This window comes from Goodfellowiella coeruleoviolacea (genome assembly GCF_024171785.1).
GTDB lineage: Bacteria > Actinomycetota > Actinomycetes > Mycobacteriales > Pseudonocardiaceae > Goodfellowiella > Goodfellowiella coeruleoviolacea.
The window spans coordinates 350,433-365,022 of record NZ_JAMTCK010000004.1 but is presented as its reverse complement, the minus strand read 5'-3'; the positions used below and the strand labels follow the sequence as shown (position 1 = coordinate 365,022).

Here is a 14,590-nt window from a genome sequence, read left to right as displayed (position 1 = left end):
TGACACCGGCAGCCGGTGAGGCCGGCCGGGGTCACAGGCCGTAGGCCTCCAGCAGCCGCAGCCAGACCTCGCTCACCGTGGGGTAGGCGGGCACCGCGTGCCAGAGCCGGTCCAGCGGCACCTCGCCGACGATGGCGATGGTGGCCGCGTGCAGCAGCTCGGCCACGTCCGGCCCGACGAAGGTGACGCCGACCAGCACCCGGCGGTCCTCGTCCACCACCATGCTGGCCCGGCCGGTGTAGTCGCGGGCGTGCAGTGCCGAGCCGGCGACCGCGATGTCCAGCTCGACCACCCTGGTGCGCACCCCGTCGCGCCGCGCGGCCTCGGCGGTGCGGCCCACCGACGCCACCTCGGGGTCGGTGAACACGACCTGGGGCACGGCCGCGTGGTAGGCGGTGGCCGCGTGCGGGCTCCACGGCCGGGGCTGGTCCAGTTCGCCGCGCGCCCGCGCCACGATGGCGTCACCGACCACCCGCGCGCCGTACTTGCCCTGGTGGGTCAGCATGGCCCGGCCGGTCACGTCACCGGCCGCGTACAGCCAGCCGCCGGCGACCCCGGCGACCAGCCCGGAGTCGTCCACGGTGAGCGGCTCGCCCGGGGTGAGCCCGACGTGCTCCAGGCCCAGGCCCCCGGTGGCCGGCCGGCGCCCGGTGGCCACCAGCAGGTGGTCGGCCACCACCCGGTCCCCGCCGGACAGCTGCACGGCCACCCCGCCCGCCACGGTGGACACGCGCTCGGCCCTGGCGTTGAGCCTGATGTCCACCCCGTCGGCGCGCAGCCCGTCGGCGACCAGCGCGCCGGCGAAGTCCGGCAGCTTGGCCAGTGGGCGGTCCTCGGCCACGATCAGCGTCACGGCCGCGCCCAGGCGCGCCCACGCCTGCGCCATCTCCACCCCGACCACGCCGCCGCCGAGCACCGCCAGCCGGCCAGGCACCTCGTGCGCGGAGGTGGCCTCGCGCGAGGTCCAGACCGGGGTGTCGGCCAGCCCGGGGATGGGCGGCTTGACCGGCTCGCTGCCGGTGCACAGCACCACGGCGTGCCGCGCGGTCAGCGCCCGGCTCTCGCCGTCGGGCGTGGTCACGGTCAGCGCCCTCGGCCCGGTCAGCCGGGCCCGGCCGCGCACCACGGTGAGGCCGGCGCCCTCGGCCCAGTCCACCTGGCCGGCGTCGTTCCAGTGCGCGGTGAACCCGTCGCGGCTGGCCAGCACCTCCGCGGCGGCCAGGTGCTCGTCCGCCCGCACCCCGGGCACCCGCCGCGCCGCGGCGAGCGCGCTGCCCGGCCGCAGCAGGGCCTTGCTCGGCATGCACGCCCAGTAGGAACACTCACCGCCGACCAGGTCGGCCTCGACCAGCGCGGTGCTCAGCCCGCCCCGCGCGGCCCGGCCAGCGGCGTTCTCCCCCACCGCGCCGCCACCGACCACCACTACGTCGAACGTCTCGCTCGTCACCCGCACACCCCACACCAGGCGGCCGCACCGGGCAAATCGGTGCCCGACCGCGTGACGCGGGGGCTTCCCGCCGTGTCGGCCAGCCGACATCATGCCGGTGACCGGTGTGAACGGGCGGAGCTGGGAGGTGGGCCGTGCGCGAACCGACACGGCGGGGACGGATCGTGGCCGCGCTGCTGGCCGGGCTGGTGCTGTTCGGCGCGGGCCTGGCCAGCGCGTCCTGGGCGCGGGCGGGGACCGGACAGCAGGACTCGGCTGGGCGGGGCACGGCCAGCATGCTGGACGCGGTGCTGCGGCGCGGTGAGGTCCGGGTGTGCAGCACCGGCGACTACCGGCCGTTCACCTACCTGGACCCGGCCACCGGCGCCTGGTCGGGCATTGACGTGGACATGGCCAGGGACATGGCCGGCCGGCTGGGCGTGCGGCTGACCCTGGTGCGCACCACGTGGGGCACGCTGCTCACCGACCTGGGCCGGCGCTGCGACCTGGCGATGGGCGGGGTGTCGGTGACGCTGGAGCGGGCCGCGAAGGCGTTCTTCAGCGACCCGTACCTGACCGACGGCAAGACGCCGATCACCCGGTGCGCGGACGCGGACCGGTTCCAGACGCTGGAGCAGATCGACCGGCCCGGGGTGCGGGTGGTGGTCAACCCGGGTGGCACCAACGAGCAGTTCGCCAGGCAGCACCTGCACCAGGCCACCATCGTGGCGCACCCGGACAACAACACGATCTTCGACGAGATCATCGCCGGCCGGGCGGATCTGATGATCACCGACGCCGCGGAGACCCGGTGGCAGGCCACGCGGCACCCGGAACTGTGCTCGGTGCACCCCGACCAGCCGTTCACCTTCGCGGAAAAGGCCTACCTGCTGCCGCGTGACGACGTGGCGTTCCAGCAGTGGGTGAACCAGTGGCTGCACCTGGCCCGCAACGACGGCACCTACCAGCGGGTGTCCGCGCCCTGGCTGGGCTGAGGCGGCCGGCCGGGCCGACCGGCGGGCCCGGGCTGACCGGGCCGGTCAGCCCGGTTCGCCGCGGCGCTTGCGGTGGGCGACCCACACCAGGTCGATCAGGGACACCACCGCGAGCACGCCGAGCACCACGGCACCCCACCCGAAGCCGGCGCGCGCGGCCAGCACCGCGGCCACCGCGCAGAACACCACGCCGAACCCGGCCAGCCACAGCCGCAGGGTGAGCGCGCTGCGGGCCGGGGTGGCGCCCAGCCGGGCCGTGGGGTCGTGGTAGTCGTAGAGCCCGCGCTCGTAGTCGGCCCGGTCGCGGGGCTCGCGGGGCTGCTGGCCTGACTCGCTCATTCCGGCCTCCCGCAGGGCGTGGTGCCGGGTGGTGGTTGACGCGTTCGCTGTCGCGCTCGGGCGCGCCGGACGCTGACGTTCGCGGTGGTGCTCCCCGCGGTGGTGCTCCCCCGCGGCTCAGTTCGCGGTGCGTCCGCTGTCCACGCTACGCCGGGCCGACGCGGCCGGCCGCGCTGGTTTCCGCTGGCCGGGTCCACTGGCCTGGTCGGGCTGGCGGGCCAGCGGGATCGCACGCCGGGTCGGATCGGGCCGGGGCGGCCGGGTCAGGTAGGGCCGCAACAGCCGGACGAGCACCAGGCCCGGCACGACCAGCGGCACCACCACGGCCAGCGTGGCCGCGGTCACCCCGGCCCGCACCACGTCCCTGGGCAGCAGCACGATCCGGTCGACCACCAGCGTCCGCCGGAAGGGCAGCGACAGCAGGGCCAGCACGACCACGAAGACCACCATGGCCAGGGCGGCGCGGTGCACCGACGCGCGGTAGCCGATGCCCTCCGCCGCGGCCAGCACGGCCAGCCAGCCGAGCAGGCCGGGCAGTTGGGCGCGTTCGGCGGTGGCCGCCCAGCACAGCCCGCCGGCCACGGCGAGCACGGCCAGCAGCCCCTGCCGCCCCGGATGACCGAACCACGCCGAGGCCGATTCCAGCCAGTGGCCGGGAATTCCGGCCCAGGTCACGGCCGCGTGCAGCACGCCGAGCGGGGACCGGGCGTGCTGGCCGAACTGGCTGCCGATCCAGCCCAGCGTCCAGGTGGACACCAGCGCGGTCAGGGCCAGCTGCCACCGGGGCCGGTCCACCGCGCACCGCCACAGCCGGACCGCTTCCCGCCGGAATGACCGCATCCCGCCCCTCCCCGCCGCGCTCCGGACCGAGCCCCGCCTCCGGTCTCTGCGCTTGATGGTGCGGACAGAACCGCGGGACGCAATGGGTGGCCTTCGAACGGCGGCGTGCCCCCGGATCGGACCGACACGGTCGGTGAGATCGGCCGCCACCGGCACGGCCGGACTGCTCCGATCGGGCGCCGGGCCAGCATGGTGGGCCGCGGTGGCCGTGCCGTTCCACCCACGGCGAGCGGGTCCTGGTGTGGTCGGCGGAACCACCACACCAGGACCCGAGGCACTACCGCGTCACCCGGTCAACCCGACAGCGGGTTCACAGGGGCGGGTAGGCGTTCTGCAGCAGCTGCTTGAACTGCGCGGAGAACCAGTGCCCGGCCAGCGGGGCGTCGCCGAGGGCACCCGAGGGGTTGTTGCCGTTGAGCGGGTTGCCACCGTAGGTGGGGTCGCACATCCGGTCGAAGCCCTTGCCCTCGTCGTTCGGGATCTCCTTGCTGGCCCCGTCCGACTCGCCCGGCGGCTTGGCCCACACGTAGGCGTCGATACCGGTGGCCGGCGCCGCCTTCGGCCGCTCGCCGAGGCCCGCTCCGGACTGGTTGCACCAGTTGCCGGGGTGGATGCGCCGGTCCACCCGGCCGCCGTCGACGTAGGCGTCCACGCTGGTCTTCGGGCCCGGGCCGGTGGGCCGGGCCGAACCGCCCCAGCCGTTGCGGCTGGTGTCGATCAGCATGCCGATGCTGGACGAGAACCCGGCCGAGATCAGCTGCTGGCGGAACGCCTGGGCGAAGGACAGCTCGTCCACGTACCGGTTCCAGTCCACCCACTTGGACTGGCGCACCGTGGTGCCGTTCACCGTGTCGTTGACGGTGAAGTACGGCTCCTTGAGCGCCGAGTAGTTCGCCGTGTTGGTGATGAACCCGTGCACGTTGTTGACCGTGCTGCCGGAGGCCCTGGCGGCCTGGGCGAACAGCGTGGCCGACGCGGTGAAGTTGTCGTCCCAGCCGATCCAGCCGTGGTGGGCGGCGTCGATGTAGTTGTAGACGTTGCCGATCGCGCCCAGCTTGGCCAGCGCGTAGCCAATGCCGTTCACGTAGCCGCCGTTGTCCTTCATCGTCTGGCACAGCTGGGTGCCACCCGGCCGCCCGGCCGTGTTGGTGATCAGGTTGGGCAGCGAGTCGATCTCGATGACCGCGACGATCCGCAGGTTGGCGTACTTGGTGTCGGACAGGATCGCCGCGATCGGGTCGATGAACTCGCTCTTGTACCTGGGCAGGTCGTCGGGGCCGAGTTCACCGTTGGAGGCCAGTGCCGAGCAGTCCCGACCGGGCAGGTCGTAGACGACCATCTGGAACAGGGTGGCGCCCTGGGACAGGGCCGCGTCGAGGTGGTCCCGCAGCCCCATGCCGCCGTTGACGCCCTCGATCGCGGCGATCCGGTCCAGCCACACGAAGGTCGGCTGGTTGGCGACGGCGCTGCCGCCGTCCGCCTTGGCCTTGGCCGACCACTCGGGGTTCACGTAGGGCTTGGCGCCCACGTACGGGTTGTCCACCCGCGCCTTGGGGCTGGCGGCGCCGGTGGCCGGGCTGCTCGCGCCGAACATCATGCCGAGGGCGAGCACGGATGTCGCCAGCGTGGCGAGCCCACGTCGAAGACCGGAGCCTCGGGCTCGGTATCGGGGGGCAGTTCTCATCTGAGCTCCTTGTTCGTAATCACGATGACACCGTTGTCCGAGGCCCTGGACGCCTCAACGGATTACTGGGAGCGCTCCCAAAACAAACTTTATCAAGCAAGTAACAGGGTGTGAAGAGTTCGTCACGCATTGATCTTGTGACGGCGCGTCGACAACGCCGGGACGTTCCGTGATCAACAAGGGGAATCCCCAGGCCAACCGAGGTTTCCCCGGTCAGGTTCCCGCGGCGAATTCGGTCCGGCTCAGTGGTCCAGGAGGTGGTCGACCAGATGGTCGAGCGCGGGCAGGGCCCGGCGCACCGCGTCCCGATCCCGCTCGGCCAGCTTGCCGAGAGCGGTTCCAATGCGCCGCTCGTGCGCCCGCTGCCAGGCGGCGAGCTGCTCCCGGCCGGCCGAGGTGAGGGTCAGCCTGGCCACCCGCCGGTCAGCCGGATCGCCGTTGCGCTCGACCAGCCCGGCCTCGATGAGCTGGCTGACCAGCCCGCTGACCGTGTTGGGCGCCAGCCGCTGCGAGGAGGCCAGCTCGCCAACCCGCATGGGCGAGCGCTCCGCCAGCGTCTGCAACAGCTCCACCTGCGCCATCGGCAGCGACTCCCACGGGTAGTCCGTGCGGATGCTGGTGCGCAGCGCCCGCCGCAGCCGGGTCACCACCTCGGTGAGGGTCCTGGCGTCGGAGGGAGCGCGGACCGCCGGGGCGGCCCCGGCAACGCGCTGCTGGTCGAGGTCGGAAGTGGCCGGCTGGTCAGCGGCGACCGCCTCGGGCGCACCGCCCAGCGGCGCGCCCTGCACACCCGGCGCGCCGAGTCGCTGCGGTGGTCGGCTCACTCCCTCGGCCATGGCCGTCATGGTACTGACCGGGTTTCGGGTTGATCACAGTTTGGGACGCGACAACAGGTCCGCGCCCGACATGCTCGGCCACCGACGCATCCCGGCGGGCCCGGGCGCGGATCACCGCCGGCGCCCGGCCGTCACAGCGGCCACTGCACGCACAGCCTGGCCAGCCCGCCGAGCACGGCCAGCAGCACCGACCCGGCCAGCAGCCGGGCCGCGTTGCGGCGCCACCACAGCATCCGCGGCAGCCACCCGGTGGGCACCAGGTCCCAGTCCACCCAGTGCATGGCCAGCAGGTAGGCGGCCATCGACAGCACGCCGATCCCGCCGACCGCCAGCAACAAGGTGGCGAGGACTTCCAACGCTGGCATGCGACTCTCCGGTGACCCACTGATCGGCAAGCACCGTCATCGTGCCTGACGCCGGACAACCCGGCGACACGCGAGGGCAGGACAGCCACCCCGCCAGGCGGCAACCCCGGCGCGGGGGTTAGCGCCAGCGGGGCGGACCGCCGGCCGCGTGAGCCGTCCACGCAGGTCAGCCCGGTGGTGCGACACGACTGGGTGGATGTGACGCGCGGCTCGCCGAAAATCGCTTTTTCGCGGCCCCCGTCCTCGCCTAGGGTTCTGGGTACACGAGAAAGGAGGTGGTCCAGCGTTGAATATCAACAGGACTCGTGAGGTGGCTGTCCGCTAGGACCACCGCACGGTGTGCGAAGCAGCCGGCCCGCCCTGGTGCGGGTGGTGGTCGGCGAATACCAGGCAGTCACCCGGCCCCCGTTACCCCTGGGACTAGTCCGCCCAGGCCCCGAGCCCACCAGCCCGGGGAAGTGGTACGGGGGCCGTTCTACGTTCTGGGCCCACCTTCTGCGGAGGTCAGCCGGCCGTGACGTCGGCGACCAGGCCCGCCTCGTAGGCGATGATCGCCGCCTGCACCCGGTTCTTCACCCGCAGCCGGTTCAGGATCGCGCTCACGTGGCTCTTGACCGTGCCCTCGACCAGGTACAGCCGGCTGGCGATCTCGGCGTTGGACAGACCGGCCCCGAGCAGCGCCAGCACCTCCCGCTCGCGCTCGGTCAGCACGTCGGCCCTGGTCCTGGCGGCCACCCCGCGGCCGAGCCGGCCGCCGGCGAGTTCGGTGATGACCCGCTGGGCCACCTGGGGCGACAGGTAGGCGGCTCCCCCGGCCACCGCCCGCACCCCGGCGATCAGCTCGCGCGGGTCGCCGGCCTTGAGCAGGAAGCCGCTGGCCCCGTCACCGAGCGCGCGGGCGATGTAGTCGTCCTCGCCGAAGGTGGTGAGCATGATGACCGCGGTCTCGGGCACGGTGAGCCGGATCTCGGCCGCGGCGGCCAGTCCGTCGAGCCGGGGCATGCGGATGTCCAGCAGCGCCACGTCCGGCCGGTGCGCCCGCACGAGTTCGATCGCCGCCCCGCCGTCGGCGGCCTCGGCCACCACCTCGATCTCCGGGTCGGCCGACAGGATCGCCCGCACGCCGGCACGGATCATGGCCTCATCATCGGCCAGCAGTACCCGAATCACCGCTGTCTGCTCCCTTGCCTCCGGCTGTCCCGGTGCCCTGGTGGACGTGGTCTGCCCGCGAATCCGCCTGGCACGACCTGGTGCAGCCTACGGGGCGCGGTGACGAGGGCTGTTACCGTGCGGTGTCCGGTTGATGTGCGACTGCGGCTCCCGCCGCGGCCGGGGAACCCCGACAGGAGCCGCAGTGCGGTGACCGGGACCGCCGTCTCACCGTTGAACAGGCGATCACCGGACACGGGTCTGGTTACTCAGCGTGTCGATGCCCTGGGAACGCCCCCGCCGACTGGGAGCGCTCCCAGGCAGGCCGACTGTAGCTATCCGGATATGCGTTGAAAAGGGTCGTTCGACCGGCGGCACCGCCAGGGGCAGCGGAGATCACTACCGTGCGGCGACCAGAAGAACCACGCGGACAGCCCGGTTCGGCAGTCATCACCGCGCTTGTTCGCCGAGTCGGCCCCCGTTTCGACTACGACTGGTGACGGCTCGCCGGCGGACTACCCCGTTCAGGTTTTGTTCCCAGCCAACTCCGCCGTCAGCCCGTTCCGACCAGGGAACATCCCGCCGAACGGACCAGCCGCAGCCGGTTTGGGAGCGCTACCAGCCAGCACCGGCACGTGTTCGACCGACGCGCTCCGACGCCGGTTCACCCCGCCGACCTCACCCCGCTGGCGGCCACCCCGCACAGCACCCCCACACAGCGGCCACCCCAGAGCGGCTACCCCGCCACCCGCTGCGGTCACTCAGCGGCCGTCGCCGCCTGGACACCCGCAGGTTCCTCCGGTGGCGACCCGGGCAGCGGGACGGGTCCAGTGGTGGCCAGCCCGTCGAGCACGACCCGCAGGTTGCGTCGCCACTGCTCGGCGTCCGCCCGCAGACCGATGGTGCGCTCGCCGGTCATCACCGAGGCCAGCAGGAAGGGCACGTCCTGCCAGGCCACGTCCTGCCGCATCACTCCGGCCGACTGAGCCCGCCCGACCAGCAGTCGGACCTGCTCGCGCAACTCGGCCAGTGGCGCGTCCAGAGCCAGCCGGCACTGCCCGCCCAGCGCCTCGTTGATCCCGCAACTCGCCGAGCGCAACCGCACGAACGCGACCGCGAACTCGCAGAACCCGTGCCACGGGTCCGGGTCGTCCGCCGCCCGGCTGGCCGCTGTCACCAGTTCGCCGATGGTGTCGGCGAGCACCGCCTCAAGCAGCGCCTCCCGCGAGGGCAGCCGACGGTAGAAGGTGCCGATGCCCACGCCGGCCCGCCGCGCGATCTCGTGCGCGGTGACCTCGACCCCGATCTCGGCGACCGCCGCCCTGGCCGCGACGACCAGCCGTCGCACGTTGCGCCGCGCGTCCGCCCTGGGCCGCCGCTCCAGGTCGGCTGCGAGCAGCCGCTCCACCGCACTGTCCACATCGCCGCCCGCCGTGTCACCCATCGTGTCGCTCGCCACGCCGCCCACCCCGCTCACGACAGCCAATCTAGCACAACAAGTGGACGTCCCGCGTCCGCTTCCGCTAGCATCCTCGTCAATCGGACCACTCGCGTCCGCTTGTCCCCCGTGCAGGAGGCAGCCGTGCCCGACCACAGGCCCATCAACGGCAGAACCCCCGTCCGCAAGATCAGAGTGGGCATCATCGGAGCCAGCCCGGACCGCGGCTGGGCTGGCAGAGCGCACGTGCCCGCGCTGCGGGCGCTGCCCGGCTACGAACTCACCGCTGTCGCCACCAGCCGCGCCGACAGCGCTGGGCGCGCCGCCGAGCTGTTCGGCGCCGCCCACGCCTTCACCGACCAGCACCAACTCGCCGCCCACCCCGAGGTGGACCTGGTGGTCATCACCGTGAAGGTGGCGGCGCACCGGGAACTGGTGCAGGCGGCACTGGCCGCGGGCAAACACGTCTACTGCGAGTGGCCACTGGCACTGACCACGGCCGAGGCCGAACTCCTCGCCACGGCCGCCCAGACCGCCGGCGTGCGCACGGCCGTGGGCCTCCAGGCTCGGTACGCACCGGCCATCAGCCACGCCCGCGCACTGATCAGCGAAGGACACCTGGGGCGGGTCACCTCGGCCACCCTGCACACCGCGCGAGCCAAGGGCGCCGCCACCGCGGTACCGGCCTGGACGGCCTACACCTACGACCGGGCCAGCGGCGCCGGCCTGCTGGAGGTGTTGGGCGGCCACGCCCTCGACGCGCTGGAGCACCTGCTCGGCGACATCGCCGACCTGTCAGCCACCCTGTCCGTCCAGCACCCGCACCACACCGTGACCGAGACCGGCCAGGCCATCGCGGTGACCAGTCCCGATCACCTGCTGCTCACCGCCACCCTGGCCAGCGGCGCCGTGGTCACCGCGCACATCCACGACGGCGAGGCCGCGGCGCCGCGCACCCGGCTGGAGATCGCCGGCACCAAGGGCGACCTGGCCATCGTCTCGGCCCCGGCCCAGTCCCCCGATGCCCTGCAGTTCCAGATCGGCGAGCTGCGGCTGCGCACCACGCACGGCACAACCGGCACCTGGCGGGAGGTCCCCCTCCCCGACCAGCACACCCTGCCAGCCGAGATCGAGCCCCAGGCCCGCAACGTCGCCGCGCTCTACGCGCAGTTCGCCACCGACCTCCACACCGGCTCGCACCACACCCCCGACTTCGCGACAGGGGTGCGGTTACACCGCCTGCTCGACGCCATCCGCGCCTCCGCGACCACCGGCACCCGCCAACCCCGCTGAGCCAGCCCCCAGCCGCACGCACTTCACAGTCTCGGCGAGCCCCCGCCCCAGTCTCACCCCTTCAAGCCCCGCAACACACCGAAATCCTCACCGCACACCCAAACCCGCACCGAGCATCAACCCTCACCGCACATCAAGCACTGCCTTGCCCGCCACCCTGCGCGCCAACAGTGCCTCGGCCGCCTCGGCCGCGCGGTCCCACCCGGTCCGCCACCCGATCTGCGGGTCGAGCCAGCCGCGCTCCAGCGCGGTGACGAGGTGGGCGAGGTCCGGACCGAAAGGAGTCGACACGACAAAGGGCTCGATCCGCCGGCCGCCACCCCGCAGCCGCTCCCGCTCGAAGTCGATCACCGTGGGCCGCCGCGCGGCGTTGCCGATGCTCTGCACCGAACCACCCGGCTCCACCAGGGCGAACGCCTCGGCGAGCAGGTCACCGCCGACGTTGTCGAGCACACCGAAGACCGGCGCGGTGACGTTCTCCAGCCCCACCACGACCTCGGCCGCGCCAAGCTCGGCCAGGCCCTGGCCGCGGGCGGCGCTGCCCACGGCGGCGATGACGTGCGCGCCAGCTCGTGCCGCGAGCTGCACGGCGAAGCGCCCGACCCCACCCGAGGCACCGGTGACCAGCACCCGGCGGCCGAGCACCGACCCGAGGCCGCGCAGGGCCTGGAGCGCGGTGACCCCGGCCACCGGCAGCGCGCTGGCCGCGCCCAGGTCGACCGAGTCCGGCACCACCGCGAGGTTGGCCGTGTCCACGGCGCGGAGTTCGCCCCACCCGCCCCGCCAGTCAAACGTGGTCACGCGGGTGCCGACGGCGGGCCCGGACCCGTCGGCCGCCGCCTGGCGCACCACGCCGGCCGCGTCACCCCCGAGGATCTCGCCGGGCTCGCACCGCTCGGCTTTGAAGGCGAGTTCAGCGAAGTTGAGCGAGACCGCGTGGACCTCGATCAACACCTGTGACCTCGCCGGCAGCGGCTCCGGTACCTCGGCGAAACCAAGTCCCTGGAACGCGCTCGGGTCATGAACCAGCGCACGCATCGTGCTCCTTCTCCCATCACGACAGGTAGATGTCACCACGACAGGTAGATGTCCGGGGACACCAAGGACAGCGCCCCGCGGTCCCCCATCCGCGCCACTGGGCGCCACCCATCCTGGGACGGCCACCGCCAGTCCGTCCAAGACCAGCACTCATAACCGCTGTCTATGACAATCGGAGGTGCGGCTGGGGACAGCAACGGGTGTCCGGCCACCACCGGTTCGCGCGCTCGACACCGCGCCCCGCACTCCCGCCCGGGGGCGCGAACAGCCGCGACCGGGCTCGGTGGTAGCCTCTAGTTGATCTTGAAATCGGTTGCCCTGTCTGGCGGGCCGTGGTGGGGCGGGTGGGGTTCGAACCCACGACCTGACGGATTATGAGTCCGCTGCTCTGACCAGCTGAGCTACCGCCCCCACGTGACACAGGACTCGTCGTCGCCAGTCGGAGACTACCCAGGCGGCAAAACATCGCTGTCAGTGGCCCTGGACTGGGCCGGGATGGGGCGGCTGAGCCAGCGCGGGTCGATGTCGGTCGGCGGCGCGGCACCGAGCTGGCTGATCCGGTAGCCGTTCGGGTAGCCCGGGTAGGTGCGGTTGCGCGGGTCGCGCAGCAACCTGGAGGTGCGACGCGGCGGTAGCAGTTGGACGAGGGCCGCCCGGGTCCGCAGCGCGCTCCTGGCCGCCGGTCCGACCCAGGCCGGCGGAGCGGTGAACGCGAACGCGTCGAGCATCCCCCGGTCCAGCAGGGACAGCACCACCTGGGCGACCAGGGGGCGGACCGGCCGCGGATACCAGGAGCAGACCAGGTCCAGGGTGTAGCAGCCGATTTCGTGGTTGGTCGTGGCGTAGCGGAAGTGCGTGTGCTCGTAGTCGCGCTTGAACTCGGCGAACTCCGCGTACCCCTCGGGCAGGTCGGTGATGCCCATGCGCTGCCCGACCGCGCGGTAGAAGTGGAACGCGGCCAGGCGTTCGTGGTCGGTCAGCCGGCGCCAGCCGAACTGGTCGATCCAGGCGATCGGGTCGTAGACGAACGTCGACAGCACGTACTTCATGTCGCCGTTGTCAATGCGGTACCGGCGGTGCATGCCGTTGACCACGCGCAGCGACTCGCGTCCCCGGGGCGAGTCGTACCCGTGTTCCACCAGCTCGCCCATGAGCAGCGCGGTGTCGTCGTAGCGGCGCTGCGCCCGGTTGGCGAACTCCCCGGTGGCGGCGAGCAGCGCCGAGATCGAGGGCACGCAGTAGGTGCGGAACAGCGCGAGTTCGAGGGCGCGCCGGTAGTCCCAGGGGAACTCGTAGGCCGCGGACAGCCGCAGGATCTTCTGGTGGTCGCGCTCGGGATCCAGGGCGAGGATCGTGGCCAGGCGCGCGTACCGGTCGCGAACACCCAACACCGAGTCCAGCCGCGCACGCAGGCCCGCCACCACCGCCACCTCGCAATGCGATCACCCAGAGCAACATCGTTGATCGCATTCTGCAATCACCGTGGGGAAAAGGGAAACCGGGCTCGGGCTGTGGCGTGCCTGGCCAGGCACGTCCGCACCACGCCCACCCGGAATTCGCCGGATCAGGCGACAGCGGGCACCAGGCGGTGGACGGCCCGATCCCGGTCAGATTCCCTGATCGCCGTGTTGGCGGGCGAGCCAGCCCGGTCGAGTGCCGTGGCGCCCGGCATGGGCGCGGCCCGCTCGCCCTCGAACCGCGTGGTGCCGAGGCTGGGTGCTCGGCGTTTTGGTGGAGGGCATGTGGCGAGTGGATCTCGCCGTGCCTGGGAAACACGAAAGCCCAGGTGCGCTGACCTGGGCTTACTGCTCCTCCGGTTGGACTCGAACCAACAACCCTTCGGTTAACAGCCGAATGCTCTGCCAATTGAGCTACGGAGGACCGTTCTTCAGTTCTTTCGTCGGGCGGTGCCGACGGGTGGTAACTCTAGCGCATCCCCAGGAGTGCTCGCGCACACCCCCCACCTTGCCTCGCCGACTGCGGGAAGATGGTCTTGTCCGGAGGAGGGAGAGCTGATGAAGGGGATCCTGTTCGGGGCCGCCGTGGGGTACGTGCTCGGCGCCCGGGCCGGTCGGCAGCGGTATGACCAGCTGGTACGCGCCTACCGCCGGCTGATCGACCACCCGGTGGTGCAGGGCGCGGCCGGGGTGGTCCGCGCGAAGGTCGGCGAGTGGACCGGGTTGGCCGGCCGGGACGCCGGGACCGAGGGCACCGCGGCGGTGACCAAGATCACCGGCGCGGATCGTCGGTCGCGGTCGCGTGACTCGGTGATCCCGCGCGCCTGATCGACGATCCCCGCGCGCGGCCGCCGCGCCGGCCGTCGCACGCCTCGGCCCTCACGCCTCGGTCGCGGTCCTGGCCACCACGAACACCCGGCGGAACGGGAACCAGGTGGTGCCGTCGGCCCGCACCGGGTACGCCTGGCGCAGCCGGCCGGCCAGCTCGGCCCGGAACTCCGCCCAGTCCGCGTCGCCGAGCGCGGCCCGCACCGGCCGCAGTGCCGTGCCGCTGATCCACTCCAGCACGGCGTCGGGTCCGGTGAGCCGCTGCAGGTAGGTGGTTTCCCAGGCGTCCACCGCGCACCCGGCGTCGGCCAGCAGCGCGGCGTAGCCGGTCGGGTCGAGCACGGTGTCCGCGCCGCGCAGCACGGTCTCGCCGAGCGCCGCGCGCCACCGGGGCAGGCCGGCGAGTTCACGGGAGATGGCGTGCGAGGGCGCGCCGAAGTTGCCCGGCACCTGGAAGGCCAGCCACGCGCCCTCGGGCAGGGCCGCCACCCAGCGCCGGAGCAGTTCCTGGTGGCCGGGCACCCACTGCAGCACCGCGTTGCTGACCACCACCTCGGTGTCCGGCTCGGGTGTCCACTCGCGCACGTCGGCGAGGTCGGCGGTCAGGCCGCGCTCGCGCGCGGCGGCGACCATCTCGGGCGAGGAGTCCAGTGCCTCCAGGCGCGCGGCCGGCCAGCGCCGGGCCAGGTGCTCGGTCAGGTTGCCGGGTCCGCAGCCCAGGTCGACCACCCGCCGGGGCGCCTCCGCCGCGACCCTGGCGACCAGCTCGTGGAACGGCCGGGAGCGGTGGTCGGCGAAGGTCAGGTACTTGTCGGGGTCCCACATCGCGCACCTCCAAATAAACCGTACGTACGTACTTTAAAGGAGGGGTGACGGAACGAGAACCCTGCGTCAGCACATCC

Annotated in this window: 14 protein-coding genes and 2 tRNA genes; 3 read left to right on the top strand and 13 right to left on the bottom strand. The window is 72.7% G+C overall.

Going from position 1 to position 14,590, the window contains the following annotated elements:
• Positions 1-31: 31 nt before the first annotated feature.
• A complete protein-coding gene (locus LX83_RS10470) occupies positions 32-1,447 on the bottom strand; it encodes a dihydrolipoyl dehydrogenase family protein (RefSeq protein WP_253769794.1) in 1,416 nt (471 codons plus the stop codon).
• Between the two features lie 134 nt (positions 1,448-1,581).
• On the opposite strand from LX83_RS10470, the gene LX83_RS10465 reads away from it, so the two are divergent.
• Positions 1,582-2,421, top strand: coding sequence for a transporter substrate-binding domain-containing protein (locus LX83_RS10465; protein ID WP_253769792.1), 840 nt, complete (start codon positions 1,582-1,584; stop codon positions 2,419-2,421).
• Positions 2,422-2,466: 45 nt separating this feature from the next.
• On the opposite strand, the gene LX83_RS10460 is transcribed toward LX83_RS10465, so the two are convergent.
• From LX83_RS10460 to LX83_RS10430, 7 genes are all read right to left on the bottom strand, one after another.
• A complete protein-coding gene (locus LX83_RS10460) occupies positions 2,467-2,760 on the bottom strand; it encodes a DUF6343 family protein (RefSeq protein ID WP_253769790.1) in 294 nt (97 codons plus the stop codon).
• A gap of 117 nt (positions 2,761-2,877) precedes the next feature.
• Entirely contained in the window at positions 2,878-3,600 is a 723-nt protein-coding gene (locus LX83_RS10455; protein WP_253769788.1) for a hypothetical protein, read from the bottom strand.
• A 310-nt stretch (positions 3,601-3,910) separates the two neighbouring features.
• Entirely contained in the window at positions 3,911-5,284 is a 1,374-nt protein-coding gene (locus LX83_RS10450) for a glycoside hydrolase family 6 protein (RefSeq protein WP_301327924.1), read from the bottom strand.
• Between the two features lie 242 nt (positions 5,285-5,526).
• Entirely contained in the window at positions 5,527-6,120 is a 594-nt protein-coding gene (locus tag LX83_RS10445) for a MarR family winged helix-turn-helix transcriptional regulator (protein WP_253769786.1), read from the bottom strand.
• Between the two features lie 131 nt (positions 6,121-6,251).
• Positions 6,252-6,485, bottom strand: coding sequence for a hypothetical protein (locus tag LX83_RS10440; RefSeq protein WP_253769784.1), 234 nt, complete (start codon positions 6,483-6,485; stop codon positions 6,252-6,254).
• 504 nt (positions 6,486-6,989) lie between these two features.
• Positions 6,990-7,655 carry a response regulator gene (locus tag LX83_RS10435; protein ID WP_253769783.1) on the bottom strand — a complete coding sequence of 222 codons (666 nt, stop codon included), beginning with the start codon at positions 7,653-7,655 and terminating at the stop codon, positions 6,990-6,992.
• Between the two features lie 736 nt (positions 7,656-8,391).
• On the bottom strand, positions 8,392-9,111 hold the full coding sequence (locus LX83_RS10430; protein WP_253769781.1) for a TetR/AcrR family transcriptional regulator: 720 nt from the start codon (positions 9,109-9,111) through the stop codon (positions 8,392-8,394).
• 105 nt (positions 9,112-9,216) lie between these two features.
• Here LX83_RS10430 and LX83_RS10425 point away from each other — a divergent pair, with 105 nt between their 5' ends.
• Positions 9,217-10,365 (top strand): Gfo/Idh/MocA family protein, encoded by a 1,149-nt coding sequence (locus tag LX83_RS10425; RefSeq protein ID WP_253769779.1) that lies wholly within the window; start codon positions 9,217-9,219, stop codon positions 10,363-10,365.
• Between the two features lie 123 nt (positions 10,366-10,488).
• Here the strand turns inward: LX83_RS10425 and LX83_RS10420 are convergent, their stop codons facing one another.
• From LX83_RS10420 to LX83_RS10405, 4 genes are all read right to left on the bottom strand, one after another.
• Positions 10,489-11,403 (bottom strand): zinc-binding dehydrogenase, encoded by a 915-nt coding sequence (locus LX83_RS10420; RefSeq protein ID WP_253769777.1) that lies wholly within the window; start codon positions 11,401-11,403, stop codon positions 10,489-10,491.
• A gap of 333 nt (positions 11,404-11,736) precedes the next feature.
• Positions 11,737-11,814: transfer RNA gene (locus LX83_RS10415), tRNA-Ile, on the bottom strand.
• 35 nt (positions 11,815-11,849) lie between these two features.
• The gene (locus LX83_RS10410; RefSeq protein WP_253769774.1) at positions 11,850-12,824 is read right to left on the bottom strand and encodes an oxygenase MpaB family protein; all 975 of its coding nucleotides are present in this window, start codon (positions 12,822-12,824) and stop codon (positions 11,850-11,852) included.
• A 387-nt stretch (positions 12,825-13,211) separates the two neighbouring features.
• A tRNA-Asn gene (locus LX83_RS10405) sits at positions 13,212-13,284 on the bottom strand.
• A gap of 134 nt (positions 13,285-13,418) precedes the next feature.
• Here LX83_RS10405 and LX83_RS10400 point away from each other — a divergent pair.
• Entirely contained in the window at positions 13,419-13,688 is a 270-nt protein-coding gene (locus tag LX83_RS10400) for a hypothetical protein (protein WP_253769772.1), read from the top strand.
• Positions 13,689-13,739: 51 nt separating this feature from the next.
• Here LX83_RS10400 and LX83_RS10395 read toward each other — a convergent pair whose 3' ends face one another.
• A complete protein-coding gene (locus LX83_RS10395; protein ID WP_253769770.1) occupies positions 13,740-14,513 on the bottom strand; it encodes a trans-aconitate 2-methyltransferase in 774 nt (257 codons plus the stop codon).
• Positions 14,514-14,590: the final 77 nt, after the last annotated feature.

Excerpts from the sequence above, each read along its gene's own strand:
- LX83_RS10420 (WP_253769777.1), bottom strand. The coding sequence starts at position 11,403 with ATGCGTGCGCTGGTTCATGACCCGAGCGCGTTCCAGGGACTTGGTTTC.
- LX83_RS10460 (WP_253769790.1), bottom strand. The coding sequence starts at position 2,760 with ATGAGCGAGTCAGGCCAGCAGCCCCGCGAGCCCCGCGACCGGGCCGAC.
- LX83_RS10395 (WP_253769770.1), bottom strand. The coding sequence starts at position 14,513 with ATGTGGGACCCCGACAAGTACCTGACCTTCGCCGACCACCGCTCCCGG.
- LX83_RS10455 (WP_253769788.1), bottom strand. The coding sequence starts at position 3,600 with ATGCGGTCATTCCGGCGGGAAGCGGTCCGGCTGTGGCGGTGCGCGGTG.
- LX83_RS10445 (WP_253769786.1), bottom strand. The coding sequence starts at position 6,120 with ATGGCCGAGGGAGTGAGCCGACCACCGCAGCGACTCGGCGCGCCGGGT.
- LX83_RS10440 (WP_253769784.1), bottom strand. The coding sequence starts at position 6,485 with ATGCCAGCGTTGGAAGTCCTCGCCACCTTGTTGCTGGCGGTCGGCGGG.
- LX83_RS10400 (WP_253769772.1), top strand. The coding sequence starts at position 13,419 with ATGAAGGGGATCCTGTTCGGGGCCGCCGTGGGGTACGTGCTCGGCGCC.
- LX83_RS10450 (WP_301327924.1), bottom strand. The coding sequence starts at position 5,284 with ATGAGAACTGCCCCCCGATACCGAGCCCGAGGCTCCGGTCTTCGACGT.